Below are 17,940 nucleotides of genomic sequence, written 5' to 3' on the forward strand. Positions count from 1 at the left end.
AGTCGCTCCCGCCGGCACCGCGGGCGTCGCGGTCACGTTACTCGCCCCAGTCCTCTTCGAGTTCCGGAGCCGTGTCGAGCTCCGGCGGATCAACCGCGATAACCTCAAGCTCGGCACCGCAGGTGCCACAGTCGATGATCTCTCCAACTTCGATGTCGTCGTGTAACTCGACGGTGGCACCGCACTCCGGACAATCTGCTTCTGACATGGCTGTACGCAGGAGTTCCCGACGTATATACTTAAACACATCGAACTTGTATTAAATTTTACACTAAATAGTATTGCCACTCCGCGTGGTTTCGGTGCTCTCACTGCGGCAGCGAAATTCTGTGCTGAATTTCATGTTAGTTCTGTGACCCCAACCGGGGTCGCCGGAGCCGGACAAACGGATGGCGACGCCTACGGCCCGCCTCAGACATAGCCGTCGACCCCCTGGTGGAGTCGCTCGGTCGCGTCGGCCAGTCGCTCGCGGCGCGCTGTGAGTTCATCGTTGTCGGTCGCCAGCGTCTCGCGTGCGCGACTGATCGATGCGGTGACCTGCTCGGCGGCCGGCCCGCCGGGCGAATCGCGGCTCGCGACGCTTTCGGCCGGGTCGAGTGCCGACTCGACGCTCGCCTCGTCGACGTACTCAAACAGCGACTCACCCAGCACCTCCTCGGCGACCCCGTCAAGCACGGCGGCTGTAACGCCGTCGTCGCTGTGCTCCGCCTCCTCGGCGGCCAGCGCGACGACCTCGTGAGCGGTGCGGAACGGCAGTCCTGCCATCGCCAGCAGATCGGCGATCCCGGTCGCCGTCGCAAAGCCGTCGTCGGCTTCGTCGGCCAACAGCTCGGCGTTCCAGTCGGCGGTCGCTACCGCGCCAGCCGCAATCGACGATGCCTCAACGACGGCATCGACCGCGCGGAACGTGTGCGGGTGGGCGCGCTGGAGGTCGCGGTTGTACGCTCGCGGCAGCCCCTTCAGCGTCGTCAACAACCCGGTCAGCTCGCCGGTCGCGTCGCCGGCGACAGCACGGGTCAGCTCCAGCGTATCGGGGTTCTTCTTTTGGGGCATGATCGAGGAGGTCGAACTGTAGTCGTCCGACAGCTCGATATATCCCTTATTGGCGAAGACAACGATGTCCTCGGCGAGCCCTGACAGGGTGGTCGCGTGGATCGCCAAGGCGGCGGTCGCCTCCGCGAGGAAATCCCGCGCCGAGGCGGCGTCCATCGCGTTGTCGACGACGCGGCCGAACCCGAGCAGTTCGGCGACGCGCTTGCGGTCGATATCGAACGGGGTCCCCGCGAAAGCCGCCCCGCCGAGCGGCGAGGCGTTCGTGCGGTCGTAGGCATCGAGCAGGCGAGCGGTGTCGCGGCCGACGGCGGCCGCATACGACGCGAGGTAGTGGCCGACCGTCGTCGGCTGGGCTGGCTGGAGATGCGTGTAGCCGGCCATTACCGTCTCGGTATGCTCGGCGGCGGCCGCCAACAGCGACTCGCGCAGCGCGAGTGTCGTCTCGGCGGCGTCCAGCAGATCCGCGCGGAGGCGATAGCGAATGCAGGTCGCCACCTCGTCGTTGCGGCTGCGAGCGGTGTGCATTTTCCCGCCATCGGGGCCGACGCGGTCGATGACCGCTGACTCGATGGCTTCGTGTACGTCTTCGCCGTCCGAGAGGTCGCTGTGGCCCGCCGAGTCGATAGCATCGAGGGCGGCCAGAATCTCACCGGCCACGTCGTCGCCGATGATCCCCTGTTCGGCGAGCATGACCACATGGGCGCGGTCGACGGCGAGATCAGCCTCGAAAATTCGGCTGTCGCCGGTGAGACTCGACAAGAACTCGCGGGCCGGGCCGCCGCTGAAGCGGTCACGGCGGACGACCGTCTCGCTGTCCACGTCTTCGTTGGGTTCGTCGTTGTTGCTGTTCGCGTCGGCGTCCATGATCGCTTACTCGTCGCCGTTGTCGCCGTCAGTCGCCCCGCGTTTCGCGTCGGCGGCGCGCTTGGCTTCGGCGGCGATGCGATCCTGGTAGCCGTGATACTTGGCGACGCCAGTCGCGTCGGCTTGGGTGATGTCGCCGACCTTCTCCGTGTTGAAGGAGGCGGCGTCGGCGGAGTAGACGGCATACTCGCTGTCGCGGCCGACGACGCGGGCTTGGCCGCCCTCGAAGCGGATCGTCACCGTGCCGGTGACTTTGGTCTGCGTTTCCTCGATGAAGCCCTCAAGCGCGGCGACGAGCGGGCCGTCGACGAGACCTTCGTACCCTTTCTGGCTCCACTCGGAATCGACTTGCTGTTTGAAGTCGCGCTCCTCCTTTGTGAGGACGAGTGCTTCCAGCCCCTCGTGGGCGTTGAGCAGCACCGTTGCCGCTGGGTGCTCGTAGTTTTCTCTCACCTTGAGCCCAAGCATACGGTCTTCCATCATGTCGGTGCGGCCAACGCCGTAGGAGCCGGCGAGTTCGTTGAGCGCTTCGATTAACTCGATGGGATCCAGTTCCTCGCCGTCCAGCGAGACGGGATACCCGTTCTCGAAGCCCAGTTCGATCTCCTCGCCGAAACCGCTCGGCGCAGTCGTCCACTCGTAGAGCTCCTCGCCCGGAACGTGATCGGGCTCTTCGAGATCGCCGCCCTCGATGGAACGGCTCCAGAGGTTGGTGTCGATCGACCACGTGCCTTCGTTGCCGGCCTCGACGGGCAGGTTGCGCTCGGCGGCGTACTCGATCTCCCAGTCGCGGGTCATCCCCATCTCGCGGACGGGCGCAATGACTTCGAGGTCAGAGGCCCGCCAGATCGCCTCGAAGCGGAGTTGGTCGTTGCCCTTGCCCGTACAGCCGTGAGCGATGCCGTCGCAGCCCTCCTCCTCGGCGACCCGGAGGATCGCTTTGGCGATCACCGGCCTGGCCAGCGCGGTGCCGAGCGGGTAGCCCTGGTAATCGGCGTTGGCGCGGACGGCGTCGAAACAGAGATCGGCGAACTCCGCTTTCGCGTCGACGACGTGGTGATCGAGATCGAGTGCCTCGGCGGTTTCTCGGGCCTCTTCGAACTCGTCGTCCGGCTGGCCGACATCGACGGTGACGCCGACGACTTCGTCGTAGCCGTACTCCTCTTCGAGAACCGGCACACAGACGGTGGTGTCGAGGCCACCGCTGAACGCCAGTGCCACGCGGTTTGTCATTACCCACACCAAACGGGGAGTAGGACTTAAATTCAGTGATTTTGATTTTCGAAAATAGCCGCGTAGACGGCTCTAAATGGCTGAAACACGGGGTTCGGCTAAAACCAGCGACGGTCAAACCGGGTATCGGCCCGACCGTCGGGACGTGGCGGGGCCGTCGGTCGGCCCCGCTCGCGAGAGTCGCCGCAGCCGCCGCTGACCAACGAAATGCGAGTTGGATCGACGGGCGACTGCCATTATTGACAGTTCAGTGTTCAGCTACAAAACCATTTCGTGATCACTCCGTGTGGAGCCGATTTCAGGCCCACAACGGAGCGAATCCGGTATCGACGCCGAACAGCCAGAACGTGACGACGATACCGACGGCCACGACCGGCGGAATCGTGAGGTTGTCGTCGACACCGACGCCGCGAATGACCGGCTTGACACCGTCAGCGACCGCACCAACGGCCGCACCGATCCCTGCCGCAGCGACACCGACTGTGGTGCTGCTGCCAGCGATAGTAAACGGCACGGCCAACAGAAAACAGACCCCGAACGTCGCAACGACGACGGCGGGTCGTTTGTGCTCGTCGGCCGCGTTGTTGCCGAGCATCCCGCTGATCGGATCGCCGAGAATCAACATCAACATCGCCGGAATCGTCACCGACGGGCCGAACAGCACGGCGACAGTGGTCATGCTAACCATATAAAGCGCGTAGCCGGCGACCGCGTGCTGCTCGTACGGGCGGGTGATCTCGTCGTAGAGCCGATGGGTGAGACCGACAACCAGCCGGAGGAATTCGAGGATGAAGACGATCACCGTCACGGCGAGCATGAAGTACCGGAGTTCGATCCACGTGACGATGTCCAACAGGTAGATCGCCGGCATCCCGACACCGCTGGCATGGATCGCCCGCCGGCCGTACTCGCTCATGGGCGTTGTCTCGAGACTGACCAAGATGTCGATACTCCGCGGTGCATCGTCAGTCAGTTGTCACGTCGGTATCGACGCGGTCGTAGCGATCCTGCAGATCGGCGAACGCGCGGTCGCCGTCGAAGATGGCTTCGAGCTCGGCGGCGAGATCGGCAACCGGCAGCCGGAGTTGGGCTGCCGAATCCCGCTCTCGTACCGTTACGGTCGTCTCGTCGTCGCCCTCCAAGCCGTCTTGGTCGACAGTCACACAGAACGGCGTGCCGACCTCATCCTGCCGGCGGTATCGCCGGCCGATCGAGCCCGAATCATCGTAGCTAACGGAGATACCGGCTGCCCGGAGCTCGTCGGCAAGGTCGCTGGCAACGTCGATGAGCGCGTCGTCGTTGCTGACAAGCGGGAAGACGGCCACATCGGTCGGCGCGATTTCCGGTGCCAAGGAGAGATAGGTACGCGTTTCGTCGTCGACTTCGTCCTCGCTGTAGGCGTGTTCGAGCAGCGTGTACACCGTCCGGCCGACACCGAAGGAGGGTTCGACGACGTGCGGCGTGATGTGTTCGCCGTTTTCCGTCTGTTCTTCGACCGAGAAGTTCGCGACCTCGGTATCAACGGTGTAGGTTTCGCCATCGTCGCTGGACTGCGTCCGGCTGCCAGAGGCGTCGGACGACGCCTCGCTGACCTCGACCGTGACCTCGTCGCCATCGAAGGCATCGGGGTCGCTCTCGGCGAGTTCCTGCAGGGCATCGGCCACGTCGCCGGCCGCGCCACCGAACTCGGGGCCAAGGGCGGCCATATCTGGATCGACGGTCGCGCGTTCAACCGTTTTTGGCTCGTCGTAGCGTTTGAACACGGTAAAGCGATCCTCGGAGTGCTCGCCGTGTTTTGTGAGATCGTAGTCGCCGCGGTAGGCAAAGCCGGCGATCTCGATCCAGTTGCCCCCGATCTCGCTTTCGGCGTCCCAGCAGTCGGCGGCATAGTGTGCTCGCTCGCCGGAGAGATGCTGGCGGAAACGGAACCGATCCATGTCGACGCCGACCCGCTCGTACCAGCCTTGGGCGACACCGAGGAAGTAGGCGACCCACGGCGAGGTAATGATCGCGTCATCGACCGCCTCGCCGATGGTTGTCTCGATATACTCGCCGTCGTCGTCGTGCTGTTCACTGACCGGGTAGAGCGTGACCTCAACGTCTTCGACATCGTCAAGCGGTGGCTCATCTGCCTCGGGATCGATGAACTGCTCTAACTCGGCCTGTGTGAACTCTCGGACGCGGATGATCCCGCGCCGTGGGCTGATCTCGTTGCGGTAGGCTGGGCCGATCTGGGTGATCCCGAAGGGGAGTTGGCCGCGGGCGTACTCCTTGAGCCGCGGAAACTCGACGAAGATCCCCTGTGCTGTTTCGGGTCGCAGATAGCCGGGCTGGCCCGCGCCAGGGCCGATGGCGGTCTCGAACATGAGGTTGAAATCCTCGACCGGTTCGCCCGCAAGATCGGCCCCACAGGTCGGACACGCGAGATCGTGCTCGCGGATGCGTTCCTCGACGCGGTCGACGCCGAGGGCTTCGGCGTCCTCGATGTCGGCGACGGCATCCTCGATCAGGTGGTCGGCGCGGTGACTCTCGCCGCACTCCGCACACTCGATGAGCATATCGTCGAAGCCATCCAGATGGCCTGAGGCCTCGAAAACCGGTTCGGGCATCACGGTCGGCGCTTCGATCTCCTCGTTGCCGAGCCGGAGAGTGAACTGCTCGCGCCACGCCGACTCGACGTTGCGTTTCAGCGCCGCGCCCTCCGGACCGAAGGTGTAGAACCCCGCCGTCCCGCCGTAGGCCTCGTTGGCACCGAAAAAGAACCCACGGCGTTTGGCGAGTTCGGTGAGCGCCTGTTGATCCGCCATCAGCACCCCTCCAACAGGTCGATATCGCGGACGATGCCGATCAGCTCACCACCCGAAACGAGCGGGATCTGCTCGATCTCGTTGGAGATCATCGTCTGGGCCGCATCGGTCGCAGTTTTCGTCTTGCTGATCGTGATCACGTCGCCCGTCATGATCTCGGCGACCGGTTCCGCGGGGATCTCAACATTGCGGGTCGGAAAGTAGCTGTTGCCGACAGCTTTGACGCCTTCCCAGGCCCATTCGGAATCCTGCTCGGCGATGGATTCGCCGGTGTCGTCTTCGCCCTCAACAACACGGGCGATCTCGACGATGTCGACCTCGGTGAGCATCCCTGTCATCTCGCCGTCGTCGTCAAGCACGACGGTGTAGGGAACGTTCGCGTGGTAGATCTCGCGTTCGGCGACAGTGAGCGGGGTCCCGACGTAGGTGGTGTTGATATCACGAGTCGCCAGCTCGCCGACCTGAGCACCGCCGGGGATCTGCTCGCGGGCGATGGCACGTACCACGTCGGTGACGGTGATGATCCCGTCGAGCTCGTCGTCGTCGGCCGGATCGACAACCGGGACGCGGCGGGCATCGTTGTCGACCATGTGGGCGGCCGCATCGAGAATATCGGTGTCGGGTGTGACGGTCTCGACCTCACGGGTGAGCAAGGCGAGTTGATCCTCGTCGGGGCGTTCGATCAGCGAATCCCGGGAGATGATCCCTCGGTAGACATCGACGCCGTCGACGGCCTTAGTTACCGGCACCGAGGAAAAGCCGTAGTCTTGCAGGTACGTCAGGACATCGTCACGAGTGCCGGGCAGCTCAACGGTGACAAGCTCGTCACGGGGTGTCATCGCGTCAGCGACGTTCATACCTCGGGCTACCGTCGGCCAGCCTCTTGTATCAACCGAAGGCAGCCGTCGGCCCGACGGCTGGTTCCGGTATCATTAAATACCTGAGCGTGTGAGAATATTCCATGACACAGGATCACACGCCTGTTGGGGATGCCACAACACCCGAAGTCATGGCCGCCGTCGACGACGCCGACAGCCGACCCTCGTATGTCATCGCCGACATCAGTCGGGACGGCGCGTGGCTCTCCGTCCGCGAAACCGACGCTGTGATCCTTTCTGAGTGGTGTTGAAGCCGATCGCTCACAGTTGACCATCGCCGTATCGATAGCGACGATTCAGCTGTTGTAATTCCCATTAATGCTCTTGATGTGCGCTTAGCGAACACCGATCAGCCGATACTATGCTATCGTGATAACACAGTGCAGTCAAATCCCCACACCAATTACCATCACGTATGCCCAAAGACATCCCGGATCCCAGCGAGACGCGGCGGTTCGAAAAGGGGAAAGTTATCGAAATCAAGGTTGACGGCGAGATCGTGATGCGGATCGAACGACAAAACGAGATCTTTACCTCACCCATCGAAGACGCCGGGATCTGGGCTGCCCTCTCAGGGATCATCGACTCCATCGACGACACCCTCGAAAACAAGCTCGATTCCGAGCCCCAGGAGGTGTTGGCTGCGCACGAGGTCGAGATTCGAGTGGGCCACGCCGGCGACTGGGATCAGATCAACTGAGAGGAGCCGTCTAAAACAACACTGTATCGAAAAGCGCCCTCCCGTCTGTATGACGGGGTCAGGCGATACCAAACCAGTGTCAACGTGTGTTGACTGTTCAAACCGCCTGCCCGGAAAGGTGGCGGTTTCCGCCTGCCCGGAAGAGGTCAGACGGTATCAACTATGTGGGTGTGATTGGTGATAAAACTATCCGTGAAAGTCTCAGAGAAGATAATTTCCCACGTCGGCGGTTCGAATCCTCAGACGTAGGTATCTGAGATCAATTCGTGTTGGCTGTATTGCATTATTTGATTTGATATTCTGAACACCACTTATTTATATCACACGTCGGAATCAACAGGTGTCGCCGTGTCAACGACGGCGACTGTCGAACACGCCTGCCCGGAACAGGTCGGGAAGTAGTACGTACTTCCCACTCTACATCTCTCAGTTATGACGAGCAGCATGGAGTTGCTGTACGTTGCTATTCGGTTATTACACTGATTCTGCCATCTGCTGTGGCTGTCAGCGACGGTGGAACGACTGCACCTATCAAATCGATAGTACAATCGTTTTTACACGCGGAACATAACTATCTATCTAACTGGGGGTTCAGAGTGCGACAGCAAGCTAATGCGGATAGATCGGGGGGGAGCGACAACATTGAGGACACAGTATCAACTTCGGCATACATACAGCACTGGATAGCTGAAACGTACTTCTCGGAGCAGCTAAAGGCAAATCCGAATTCGGATACGTTACTCCTCTACGGCGGTACGTTCATCATCGGTGGCCTCGTCGCAGTCGGGCTTTCCTTTGGCCTAAATCTCTTCTCGTTTGTCGTCGCCCGCGTGATGCTCTATACGAGTGCCGCGCTGCTGGTTGTCGGCCTCACCCTCTGGGTCATCCATGCAACCTGTCTCAGCCTCGGCTACATCGCCCGGATCGAACACCAACTGTGGGGAGACAGCCCGCGGTAGTTGTCGTTGTGGGCGGGATGGTCTCGCTGAGCTAACACAGGTTGTAGCGGGTATTCACACACAGCACTGTTTTGATCAATTTCGGTCAGATTACTTGCGGTATGGCCCGGACGCTTTCGACTATCCTACTATCAATTCTGGACTCACTGCAAGCAAGCAAAAAAGGAGAACCATCGTACCAACGGCTACTATTCGAAGGATCCCCGCTGAGCGCCGTTGACTCGGAGGCAGCGATTCAGCGAGCCCAACAAGACCAAACCCGATGCTCATAAACAGAAGCGTATGTGAGCCGTCGTGTCCAATCGAAAAATAACCCCACGCAAGGAGCGAAAAAGCCGATAATAAAAGAGAGGGGAATGACTTCTTTCGCCCATCTGGCGTACGGAACACATACTGTCTGACCACATCCATACTAATCAGTGACTTTCTGCCGACATAAATCGCGTGGATAGCTAAAAAACTGATCGTGCTTTTAGATACACACATCAGCTCCAGGTTTTCCGCCGCTTTCGGTGGCAGTCAACCGAATAACCGCAGCACAGTACTTGCCGACCCGAACAGCCTCACATGAAGTCCGCGATCCCGCTTTGTTTGTTTTTATCATTCTCGAAGATTGATTCCAAGGAACGCTCAAGAATGCGAAGTCGTTGTTTGGTGTACTCTCGACAGCCGAACCGATCAGCGACCGCGATGGCGGTATCCATGTACTTGTTGACCGATCCCTCGTGAACGGTGAGGTTGACACGACCGCCGCACTCCCGGCAGTCCCCCGACAGCGGCATTCGGCGGTAGCTCTCTCCGCAGTCGAGACACCGGGTTTCCTGCCGGGAGAACGCCCGGAGGTTGCCGATCAGATCGGGCAGGAAATGATACTCGATGACCCGTTCGGCGACGTCGGTTTCGTCGACCGCCCGGAGCTTCCGCGCCAACTCCAGTTGGGCATCCATCTTATCCATCATCGAATCCAGCGTCTTGTACGCTGAGAGACTTGGCCCCATATGGATATTCGTCGTCGAGTGGGTATGCTCGAAACCGTGGTACTGTTCGGTCGTATCGAGGGTGTCCTCACCGGTCGTGATGTCGACGGCTTCGGGGTCGGCCATCTCGCGGGTCGCCTCGTAGAATTCGCGTGGATAGTTCGAGACGATATCCATGTTGTGGGCCTCGTCGTCGATCTCGGTGGGATCGACCCGCGAGGACATGACCAAAGGCGCGTCCATGCGGCCGCCGCGCTGATCGGGTAAGAACTGTCGAGAAAAGTTCAAAAGACCGTCCATCAGCAGCATGACGCAGTCCTCGTCACCATCACATTGATCTTCTGACATATCATTCACGATAAGTGAATGGGTGTCAGCAACGGTGAGATTGTAGGTGTATGCTGTCTCTGCCTCGACGTACTCCATCGAGTTGACTGGGTCGACCAGATATTCGCCACTGCCCCCATCGAATACCTCTCGCTGTCTCGGTGCGATCGATTCGGCTTGCGTCTGGAGTTGCTCGTCTTTTCGAGTCAGGTGGAAACCGACCTGCTCTGCAAAGGCGGCAGCATCCTGTGAGCTGATTTTGACGACATAGCTCCCGGCGGACTCCGCCGGATCGTCTTCGTCGTAGAACTCGGGGAACTTTTTGGATAACGCAACCGGATCCTTCGTTGTCACGCGACCCATGATTCCGAGTCGACTGAGTAGTGCCAGCAGATCCTCTTTCAATTCTCGGCTTACTGTCGTGGCGTCTACTTTGAGTGCCCGTGCGTCGACGGATCCGTCACCGCTGAAATAGCCACTGAGGTATGCCGAGATAATCGGCTTCGGCGCGTTGAAAATACACTGTGGCACGCGCTTCGTCTCCGCGAAGATACCCGCGTCTAACACCGTATCGAAGAACGTCCGCGGCAACCGCCCCGAGACGGTCACTTTCGCGTCGTTCTCGCGGTACGGCTCGACGCCGAACTCTCGCTCGAACACCTCAATGTAGAATTCACGCGCTTCCGTCTCTGTCCCGCAGATCGTCGTCTGGTGGATCGTCCCCTTCGGTGTCTCCTGTTCGCGGGCGAATCCCTCTGCGGCATAGTATCCCAGCAGCGTCGCAACGTCTTCGGTGAGATCCACCATGCGGTTCATTTCAGCGGAATCCCGTTTCATGCCAAGCGTCACGTCATCGGGGACGAAGTCGAGAACGGCCTCGACCGAGTCGCACAGTTCCAGCAGGATATGCGCCGGCACGCTCCCTCGGTAGAGATAGTTGCTCAGCGTTTTGTGCGACATCTCGAAGTACCCGGCTGTATGCTTTAGCGGGTAGAACTGCCCGTCCCAGTCGGCGGCCAGTTTCGTCTCAAAGAGATCATAGAGCGTGTCCTTCTCGATGCCTTTGATCATCAACCGCTCGTTGTCGACAGTATCGGCTCGGATGAACTCCGCTAACAGATCGAACCGCTGTGGCTCCGCGGACGGCTGCACGGTATCGAGATGCTCGGGTGTGATGAGCGAATCCGCCGAGGTAAGCTCGCTGGCACGCTTCGTTCGCCGTTCGCCGTCCGCGAAGACCTGCATCTCATGATCCGGTGTCACGGTGAGTTCCCGCCCGCTCCGGGTTTCGATCTCAACCATGTGATCGGGCGCGGGATGCTTCGAGAGAGCTTCAACCGGCTTCGTCACGAGCGACCCGTTTTCGTCGATACTGGGCACCGAAACCGCGCCGTCGATCTCCTCGATCAGCGTTCCGAAGTCGTCCTCGCGGGGATCATCTAAGCGGTCTTCAACAACCGCTCGGATCGTTTCGTGGTGCCACTCGCCAGCCTCGTCTTCGAGCCAGAGTTTCGTTTCGGGGTGGAAACAGTTCCGGCGTTTCGCGGCGTGAAAGTACGGATGCGCGTAGCCGACAGCCGCACTCGTAAATCCGATCACACGGCCGACAACTGCGGCACTCGTATGCGGGGCCATCCCGAAAACGAGTTCGCCGACAAGGTCGTCGCGGTCGTCGATATCGTAGAACGCCGGCAGCCCGTAGAACCGCTCTAAGAGGTCGTCGACGAAGTCGGCCGTCTTGATCATGTGTTCGGCCGCGCCATCCGAGAGAACGATATCCTGTACCTTGAGTTCGACCACCTGATCGTCGTGCCGCAGCGGGTCGCCGTCGATGTCGGTCTCGTAGCCGAGGCCGCGGAAGTGATCGGCGGTCACGTCCAACTCCTCAGGTTTGACCGCCGTAACCGGGAGGTCGGTCATGTCGTAGCGGACGGTGCCGTCCTTAAATGAGGAGACACCGTGTTTTGCCCGGAGAATCCCTTTCTCCATCGGTTCGGGCGTCTTGTTCGCTGATGACAGCCCCTTGACGCCTTTCAGGATCTCGAAGTTGCCTTCGCGTTCGTTGATCTCGTCGAGCGCGTCGTGGTACTCGGCGTTGAGATCGACGGTCTCCCAGCCGGCGGCGTCAACCTCGCGGCCACAGCTCGGGCATTCAACGCGGCCGGCCTCATCGGGCTCACAGACGATCTCGCAGTCCTCGCATTCGTAGTGGGGTTCGGTGTGGCTGCCGCAGTCTGGACACTGGAGTTTGAACGTCGCAGCGTCGCAGTCGGGACACCGCCGTTGGCCGATCTGCATGTCGTGGACGCCGCGGCGACCCTGTTCATTCATCGTCGTCGCAGCCTTGGCAACATCGCGCTGATTGCCGCCGGCTTCGGTGATCGGGAACAGCGTGTGGACGGCCGGCGAAAGGTCGCGCTTTTCGGATTTCTCGGGGCGGCCCATCCGCGCGCCGATCCGGGTCGGGGCACGCTCCCGGATCTCGAATGGCGCAGCCTCGTTGACCGCCTTGATCGCGTTGTCGCCGCCGTCGGACTCGCGGGCTGCCGCTGAGAGGTCGTCCCACAGTTTCGTCAGATCGTCGTCAAGGCCGAGCGACAGTGCGAGCGGTTTCCAGTCGGGGATTGCGATGGTCTCCTCGCATTGGTGGTGGCCGACGAGCAGCGTTTCCAGCGTCTCCCGAACCGACCCGGTACGCTCGACGACGAGATGGCCATCCTCGGTTTCGGCGTCGGCGACCGCCGCGGCCAGCGCCTCGAAATCGTCGACCGAGATATCGTGCCAGAGGTAGGTGTACGTCGGGTGCAGCGGGCAGTCGTACTCGGTGGCCCACTCGATGGCTTCGGCAGCCGAGGGGTTCTCAAGGTCGACTCGTGGGTCGTCCTCGAGGGCCTGCACGTCCGCGCCAGCGTCGTCGAACTCCTGTACCCACCATTCGGGCGCGTACGCGGCGGGCGCGAGCGGGTGGTTGTTCTCGACGAACTCGCCGTAGTTGACGAGGTATTCGCCGAGATCGAGGATCTTCTCGACGCCGTTGCGGAGTTCGAGTGCCTCCTCGGGGTCGTCGATCCGCCGCACCTCGCCGGTCGCCAGCCGGACGGTCGGCCCCTCGATGGAGTCGACCGGAATAACCCCGGCGGCTTTGCCCGGTCGTTCGGTTTTGATTTGGGTGCCCGTCGCCAGAAAATCGTCGATGATGTGCATCGTCGCCGGGTGGACGCCCGCGGTCGCAAAGCCGAGGTTTCGCGCTCGGCCGTATCGAAGCCGGAACCCACCGGCCTCAGACGGATGGCCGAAGACGGGCCGGCCGGCGATCAGATCGAGCAGGTACTTCGATTTCGGTTCGACGCGCGGCGGGCCGGCGGGGGCATCGACTGCGGGGTCGTCAGCATCGCCTTCGGCGTCGTCGGCGTCGCTGTCGTCGGCAGCATCCTCGTCGCTGTCACTGCCGTCATCGTCGGAATCGGCTGGGTCGTCGCTGTCTTTGCCGATGGTGCCGTCGATCAGATCCTGCAGCCACGGCCACTCGACCTCATCGAGTTGACGGGTGTAGCGTTGGATCTTTGGAGCTTTCAGCGCGATCCCCTCGGCGGCGACGAGGCACATCCCACCACGGGCGGAGTTGGTGTCGATGCGGTCGAGATCGCGGTAGCCCGAAACCTCCTCGTCGCCGGTCGCCTCGCCGTCGAGCATGATCGGCATGTTGGTGGCGATAAACCGGCTCTCCGTGTCCTTCGGCGAGTACTGAAGACCGGTCTCCTTGTCGTAGAGGTTGATCTCCTCGACGTAGCGTTCGATCTCGTCGTCTCGGCCCTTGTATTCGGCGAGGCCGAGGATGCTCCGGGTGTAGTCGGCGACCAGCACCGAGAGGGCCTGGGCGGTGCCGCCCGCCGAGCGGATCGGTCCAGCGTAGTAGACGTTGACGAACTCGGTGCCATCGTCGTTTTCCAACAGTTCGACGCGGTCGATCCCCTCTATCGGGGCAGCAACGACCCCCTCTGTGAGGAGGGCGACAGCGGTTCTAACCGCGCCTTCGATCTTGCCGGCCTTGCCTTCATAGTCGCCGACGCGGCCCTCCGCGAAGTCCTTGGCGAGTTCGAGGGCGGCCTCCTCGCGGGACATCTCGCCTTCGAGTTCGCGGACGCGTTCGGCGACGCCGGGGATGCCGAGGATGTTCTCGACGCGATCAGCCATGTCTTGAGCGATCGGGATCTCGACTTCGGGTTCGGGATCCTTGCCCTGGCCCTTGGCGCGTTCGGCAACAGTCATCGCCTCGTCGAGACCTGCTTCGAGGCGGTCGAAATACTGCTCGTCTTCCGGCCGCATCGGTGTGCGGTTGGACTCACCGGCCTCGCGGCTCTCGTCGCCGGCGTCACCTGCGTCGCTCTCGGGAATGTCACTATCGCCGTCGCCGTCCGGATCACTCGTTTCGCTCACAACCAGAGATCCAGTGCCGTCGTCTCGTCGTACTCTCGCGTCAGCGGTTCCTCGAAAGCCCGGAAGTAGAGCTCGCCCACGAAGACCGTCGCCGTGTTGATGTGGCCGGCGAGTGCCTGTCCGCTTCGCCGGGAGAGCACGGCGTGGGTGTGAGCGAACAGTTCGCCGTCGAGTAAGCCGACATTGCCGACGCAGGCGGCGACCTCCAGCGGTTCCTCGAAGTCGACCGACTGGTACTCGCCGTCATCCTGATCGTAAAACCAGACTTCGGCATCTTCGACGGAGCCGATCGCGGAAAACCAGCCGGCCGCGGCGTCGACCTCGCTGGCGAGTGATTCGATCTCAGCCCGCCAGTCCGCCCCCGTTTCGAGTCGAGCGACGTACTCGCCGGTGACGGTGACCTCGCGGTAGTTCATGGAACCATCATCGGTGCTGGAGGGCAAAAAGGTTCAGTTGTCGATGGTGGCCGCCACCAGCCACGCCAGCGGCGGCAACCAACAAACAGGACACGTCATGCGTACACATACCAGGATGCAGAAGTGATCTATCACTGCACCACGAGAAGACACACGCACACATGCCCACCACAGACAGCGACAGAGATGACACCGAAGCGACCGCCGACAACGAAGCGGCTGGCGATGAGGAAATGACCAACGACAGCGATGAGCAAACAACCATCCGCACCGGCCGCAACTTCGAACAGACCTACCGGCTGTCGGCCACCGAGACCGGCGGGTTTCTGATCGCGGTCGGCGAACAGCTCCGCGATAGCGACGAGATCACGATCACCGACGAGGAGTGGGAACTTCCGTTCGCTTTCGGTGAGCCGGTGGAAGTCGAGATCGATTTTGAGGGGATGGATGATCCAGAACTCGAACTGGAGATCGAACTTCCTGGACGACCGGACGACACCGCTCCGCAGGTTGAGTAAGCGACCACCGACGCGAGCGGCTACGCCCAGCGAAAGCCCACCGGCGTCACTGGCGGGGTGAGCGGACTCGTCGGCAACGACTCCCCAACCGCCGGCTCATTGTAGGCCCGCGGGGCAATGTCGTTGGGGCCGTCAGGGTAGAACAGCGACGCCAGCAGTTGGAGTTGTCCGCGACCGACACCGAGTTCGAACTGCCCGCCGCCGTAGCAGCGGATCCCCTGTTTGTCACAGTAGGTTAGCGTCTCAAGCAGTGATTCGAGACTGCCGAACCGTGAGGGTTTGATGTTGAGCCAGTCGGGTTCCCACGGCAGCGATTTCACGTCGCCGAGGCTCTCGATCGGTTCATCCCAGGAAACGCGGCTCCGGACGCCGTCGGTCTCGAACAGCGGCCGCGTCTCGTCGGTCAGCGCGGGGTCTTCGATGATCGCCTCGGGAAACCCCTCGATGATCCGCTCGTAAAGCTCGGGATCGGCCGGCGAGTCGACATCGGTACCCTCGTAGTGGCCTTTGAGGTCGAGAATCCGAACGCGGTCGGTGTCGGCCAGCGTTGCAACGAGGGTGTCATCCCACGCTTGCGTTGGATCGAGTTTGAACTCGACGCCGGGGGCCCGCTCGCGGAGCGTGTCGATCCGATTGGTCGTCGGGGGGTCGCCGAGCCGCATGCTCGCGACGAACCGAACCGGCTCGCGGCGACGATCAAGCAGCGTGGCGAGATCGGTCTCCTGCTGTCGCAACGCAAGATCGAGGGCGGCCGATTCGATCGCCCACTGCCGGTAGTGTCGGGAGACCGCCCGTTCCGGCGGCGAGGGAAACAGGGGGGTATCGGCGACCCGCTCGGAGAACTCAGCAAGGGTGTACTCGCCGGTGAGATCCGGCAGCCCCGCATCTGCGAGGTCGTCGTGGGCGTCGGCCTCGTAGGTCACATCCTCGCCGCGACCCATCTTGCCGTCGCCCGACAGGGCGATCTCGGTTGTCACCCGGGTGAACTGTGGGGTCTCGCGTTCGTGTCGCTCGGTCGACAGCGACGTGATCGACACCGGACACTCGAGTACCTCGGCGACTGTCATACCCTCAGTTGAGGGGCGACCAGCAAACGGGTTGGGATCGATTACGCGTCGACATCCGTACAAATCGGGCCGAGACAGAACAGAGCGCGGAGAAACAGCGAGACACTACCGGTCGACGCCGGTGCGGACAGCGACGCGCTGGTCGACGTACAGCCGCGCCCACTGCTCGAAATGCCGTTTGAGCCGGCCACGGAGGCCGGTGGCATCAGTAGGTGGCTCGACAGCCGACGGCGACTCTTGCTCACGGGCCTGTGCGTCACTGTCAAGCTGCCCAGTATCGACACTCATCGTGAGACGGTGTAGCACGAAGTTGATCATAAATGTTACTGTAGAATACGAGCAGTCGCAATCATTCATCATGATTAGCAACGCGATTTTGCTGAACGGCAAAGTATTTAGTATCGAATCATAAAATGCGCCGCAATTGCAATGAGTTCGCCTTTATCGTCGGCGCGCGCACAGCGGACATTTCTGGAGTATCAGTACCTCTTCGTGTTTCTCGCCCCGCTGGCGTTCGTCGTCGGGGTCATCCTCGCCGCGCCACTACCGTCGGCCGCCGGGGAGGGCTACTGGCTGGAGTTTTGGTGGCTGTTCCCGGTGTTTCTCCTTGGTGCCACCATCGTCAACACGGTGGGGATCAGCGGCTCGGCGTTGTTCGTGCCGTTTCTGATCTTCCTGTATCCGGTGTTGGCGGTGCGGCTCTCCCCGGAAACGCTGACAGAGCCACCGCTGTCGCCGGAGACGATTGTCAAGGTCGGCCTGATCAGCGAGTCCTTTGGGCTTTCAAGCTCCGCTTTAGCGTTTATCCAACACGGGTTGGTCGATCGGCGGCTGGCTGTCACGCTCGTCGGCGGGTCGATCCCGTTCGTTGTCGGCGGCGCGCTGCTGTCGTTTGTGATCCCCGAACCGATCTTCCAGCTGCTGTTGGGGATCGCGTTGCTGACGGCATCGGTGATGCTGTTTAAGATCGATCTGGGCCACGAGGAGCCAGGCGGGGCTGACGCCGGGACAGCAGGCGTTGAGGCCGACGGCGGGGAGGCACTCCCGGACGATGACGCCAAGCCCGGCTCAGCCGGTGTTGAAACCGACGACGAGGGCGTCGTCACCCGTGTCGATCGCGGCGGCTCGGATTACAACTACAACCGCGGCGGCTATCTCGAACGGTTTGCCAACTACAGTATCGGCGGCGTCTTCCAGGGGCTGGCCGGCTTCGGCATCGGCGAGCTAGGAATCATCTCGATGCTGCGAACCTCGGTGCCCGTCCGGATCGCGATCGGCACCAACCACATCGTCGTCGCGATGACCGCCGTGTTGGCCTCGCTGGTACACGTCTTCGGCGGCGGGCTGGTCGGCGGCCACGCGATCGACCTCGCCTCAACGCCGTGGAATATGGTTGTCTGGACGGTGCCGGCAACGGTCACCGGCGGGCAGATCGCCCCGTATATCTCCTCAACACTCGACACGCAGATTCTTAAAGGGGGCGTCGGCGTGCTGTTTGCGATCATCGCGACCGCGCTGTTCGTGATGGCCACCGGCGGCCTGCTGTAGGCGTGTTACCGCCGGTCAGGCGATTGCGCTGTGGTATCCGACTCGTCGTCGGTCGTTGCGTCGGTGAGTGCCAGATACAGCGTCGCCCACAGCGACAGCCGGCGGCGACGTGGTGTGGTTCGGTTCACCGGTGACACCCCGGTTTGTGACTGACAG

At 61.8% G+C, this 17,940-nt stretch carries 17 protein-coding genes; 6 read left to right on the forward strand and 11 right to left on the reverse strand.

Annotated features, from left to right (window positions below):
- Positions 1-37: 37 nt before the first annotated feature.
- From lysW to DP106_RS02280, 6 genes are all read right to left on the reverse strand, one after another.
- Entirely contained in the window at positions 38-208 is a 171-nt protein-coding gene (lysW, locus tag DP106_RS02255; protein WP_120083107.1) for a lysine biosynthesis protein LysW, read from the reverse strand.
- Positions 209-411: 203 nt separating this feature from the next.
- The gene (gene argH, locus DP106_RS02260; RefSeq protein WP_120083109.1) at positions 412-1,917 is read right to left on the reverse strand and encodes an argininosuccinate lyase; all 1,506 of its coding nucleotides are present in this window, start codon (positions 1,915-1,917) and stop codon (positions 412-414) included.
- A gap of 6 nt (positions 1,918-1,923) precedes the next feature.
- Positions 1,924-3,150: an argininosuccinate synthase gene (locus tag DP106_RS02265; RefSeq protein ID WP_120083112.1), complete on the reverse strand. Its 1,227-nt coding sequence runs from the start codon at positions 3,148-3,150 to the stop codon at positions 1,924-1,926.
- A 298-nt stretch (positions 3,151-3,448) separates the two neighbouring features.
- Complete coding sequence (locus DP106_RS02270) at positions 3,449-4,066, reverse strand: diacylglycerol/polyprenol kinase family protein (RefSeq protein WP_120083114.1); 618 nt, start codon at positions 4,064-4,066, stop codon at positions 3,449-3,451.
- 49 nt (positions 4,067-4,115) lie between these two features.
- Entirely contained in the window at positions 4,116-5,960 is a 1,845-nt protein-coding gene (gene glyS / locus DP106_RS02275; RefSeq protein ID WP_394343442.1) for a glycine--tRNA ligase, read from the reverse strand.
- Complete coding sequence (locus tag DP106_RS02280; RefSeq protein WP_120083118.1) at positions 5,957-6,814, reverse strand: CBS domain-containing protein; 858 nt, start codon at positions 6,812-6,814, stop codon at positions 5,957-5,959. Before DP106_RS02280 ends, glyS begins: the two co-directional genes overlap by 4 nt.
- A gap of 104 nt (positions 6,815-6,918) precedes the next feature.
- Here DP106_RS02280 and DP106_RS15730 point away from each other — a divergent pair, with 104 nt between their 5' ends.
- From DP106_RS15730 to DP106_RS02290, 3 genes are all read left to right on the forward strand, one after another.
- Positions 6,919-7,086, forward strand: a complete 168-nt coding sequence (locus DP106_RS15730) for a DUF7556 family protein (RefSeq protein WP_165857804.1) — start codon at positions 6,919-6,921, stop codon at positions 7,084-7,086.
- Positions 7,087-7,250: 164 nt separating this feature from the next.
- On the forward strand, positions 7,251-7,535 hold the full coding sequence (locus tag DP106_RS02285) for a hypothetical protein (protein ID WP_120083120.1): 285 nt from the start codon (positions 7,251-7,253) through the stop codon (positions 7,533-7,535).
- A gap of 596 nt (positions 7,536-8,131) precedes the next feature.
- On the forward strand, positions 8,132-8,494 hold the full coding sequence (locus DP106_RS02290; protein WP_133305086.1) for a hypothetical protein: 363 nt from the start codon (positions 8,132-8,134) through the stop codon (positions 8,492-8,494).
- A gap of 563 nt (positions 8,495-9,057) precedes the next feature.
- Here the strand turns inward: DP106_RS02290 and polC are convergent.
- Together polC and DP106_RS02300 are read right to left on the reverse strand one after the other, a co-directional pair.
- The gene (polC, locus tag DP106_RS02295; RefSeq protein WP_120083216.1) at positions 9,058-14,124 is read right to left on the reverse strand and encodes a DNA polymerase II large subunit; all 5,067 of its coding nucleotides are present in this window, start codon (positions 14,122-14,124) and stop codon (positions 9,058-9,060) included.
- Positions 14,125-14,231: 107 nt separating this feature from the next.
- The gene (locus DP106_RS02300) at positions 14,232-14,651 is read right to left on the reverse strand and encodes a PPC domain-containing DNA-binding protein (RefSeq protein ID WP_120083125.1); all 420 of its coding nucleotides are present in this window, start codon (positions 14,649-14,651) and stop codon (positions 14,232-14,234) included.
- Here DP106_RS02300 and DP106_RS16345 point away from each other — a divergent pair.
- A complete protein-coding gene (locus DP106_RS16345; protein WP_276310048.1) occupies positions 14,650-14,778 on the forward strand; it encodes a hypothetical protein in 129 nt (42 codons plus the stop codon). The genes DP106_RS02300 and DP106_RS16345 overlap by 2 nt on opposite strands.
- Before the next feature lie 106 nt (positions 14,779-14,884).
- Positions 14,885-15,169, forward strand: coding sequence for an amphi-Trp domain-containing protein (locus tag DP106_RS02305; RefSeq protein WP_120083218.1), 285 nt, complete (start codon positions 14,885-14,887; stop codon positions 15,167-15,169).
- A 20-nt stretch (positions 15,170-15,189) separates the two neighbouring features.
- Here the strand turns inward: DP106_RS02305 and DP106_RS02310 are convergent, their stop codons facing one another.
- Both DP106_RS02310 and DP106_RS02315 read right to left on the reverse strand, forming a co-directional pair.
- A complete protein-coding gene (locus tag DP106_RS02310) occupies positions 15,190-16,236 on the reverse strand; it encodes an enolase-like domain-containing protein (RefSeq protein ID WP_120083127.1) in 1,047 nt (348 codons plus the stop codon).
- A 105-nt stretch (positions 16,237-16,341) separates the two neighbouring features.
- A complete protein-coding gene (locus tag DP106_RS02315; protein ID WP_133305087.1) occupies positions 16,342-16,524 on the reverse strand; it encodes a hypothetical protein in 183 nt (60 codons plus the stop codon).
- Between the two features lie 141 nt (positions 16,525-16,665).
- Here DP106_RS02315 and DP106_RS02320 point away from each other — a divergent pair, with 141 nt between their 5' ends.
- The gene (locus tag DP106_RS02320; RefSeq protein WP_120083131.1) at positions 16,666-17,784 is read left to right on the forward strand and encodes a sulfite exporter TauE/SafE family protein; all 1,119 of its coding nucleotides are present in this window, start codon (positions 16,666-16,668) and stop codon (positions 17,782-17,784) included.
- A gap of 5 nt (positions 17,785-17,789) precedes the next feature.
- On the opposite strand, the gene DP106_RS16350 is transcribed toward DP106_RS02320, so the two are convergent.
- Positions 17,790-17,912, reverse strand: a complete 123-nt coding sequence (locus tag DP106_RS16350; RefSeq protein WP_276310049.1) for a hypothetical protein — start codon at positions 17,910-17,912, stop codon at positions 17,790-17,792.
- Between the last annotated feature and the right edge of the window lie 28 nt (positions 17,913-17,940).

Origin of the sequence: Halonotius pteroides (assembly GCF_003605635.1) — an archaeon.
GTDB classification, from domain to species: Archaea; Halobacteriota; Halobacteria; order Halobacteriales; family Haloferacaceae; genus Halonotius; species Halonotius pteroides.

What these genes read in the sequence shown, in the direction of transcription:
- lysW (WP_120083107.1), bottom strand. Translation starts at nt 208, where the DNA reads ATGTCAGAAGCAGATTGTCCGGAGTGCGGTGCCACCGTCGAGTTACAC.
- argH (WP_120083109.1), bottom strand. Translation starts at nt 1,917, where the DNA reads ATGGACGCCGACGCGAACAGCAACAACGACGAACCCAACGAAGACGTG.
- DP106_RS02265 (WP_120083112.1), bottom strand. Translation starts at nt 3,150, where the DNA reads ATGACAAACCGCGTGGCACTGGCGTTCAGCGGTGGCCTCGACACCACC.
- DP106_RS02270 (WP_120083114.1), bottom strand. Translation starts at nt 4,066, where the DNA reads ATGAGCGAGTACGGCCGGCGGGCGATCCATGCCAGCGGTGTCGGGATG.
- DP106_RS02280 (WP_120083118.1), bottom strand. Translation starts at nt 6,814, where the DNA reads ATGAACGTCGCTGACGCGATGACACCCCGTGACGAGCTTGTCACCGTT.
- DP106_RS15730 (WP_165857804.1), top strand. Translation starts at nt 6,919, where the DNA reads ATGACACAGGATCACACGCCTGTTGGGGATGCCACAACACCCGAAGTC.
- DP106_RS02285 (WP_120083120.1), top strand. Translation starts at nt 7,251, where the DNA reads ATGCCCAAAGACATCCCGGATCCCAGCGAGACGCGGCGGTTCGAAAAG.
- polC (WP_120083216.1), bottom strand. Translation starts at nt 14,124, where the DNA reads ATGCGGCCGGAAGACGAGCAGTATTTCGACCGCCTCGAAGCAGGTCTC.
- DP106_RS16345 (WP_276310048.1), top strand. Translation starts at nt 14,650, where the DNA reads ATGGAACCATCATCGGTGCTGGAGGGCAAAAAGGTTCAGTTGTCGATG.
- DP106_RS02300 (WP_120083125.1), bottom strand. Translation starts at nt 14,651, where the DNA reads ATGAACTACCGCGAGGTCACCGTCACCGGCGAGTACGTCGCTCGACTC.
- DP106_RS02305 (WP_120083218.1), top strand. Translation starts at nt 14,885, where the DNA reads ATGACCAACGACAGCGATGAGCAAACAACCATCCGCACCGGCCGCAAC.
- DP106_RS02310 (WP_120083127.1), bottom strand. Translation starts at nt 16,236, where the DNA reads ATGACAGTCGCCGAGGTACTCGAGTGTCCGGTGTCGATCACGTCGCTG.
- DP106_RS02315 (WP_133305087.1), bottom strand. Translation starts at nt 16,524, where the DNA reads ATGAGTGTCGATACTGGGCAGCTTGACAGTGACGCACAGGCCCGTGAG.
- DP106_RS02320 (WP_120083131.1), top strand. Translation starts at nt 16,666, where the DNA reads ATGAGTTCGCCTTTATCGTCGGCGCGCGCACAGCGGACATTTCTGGAG.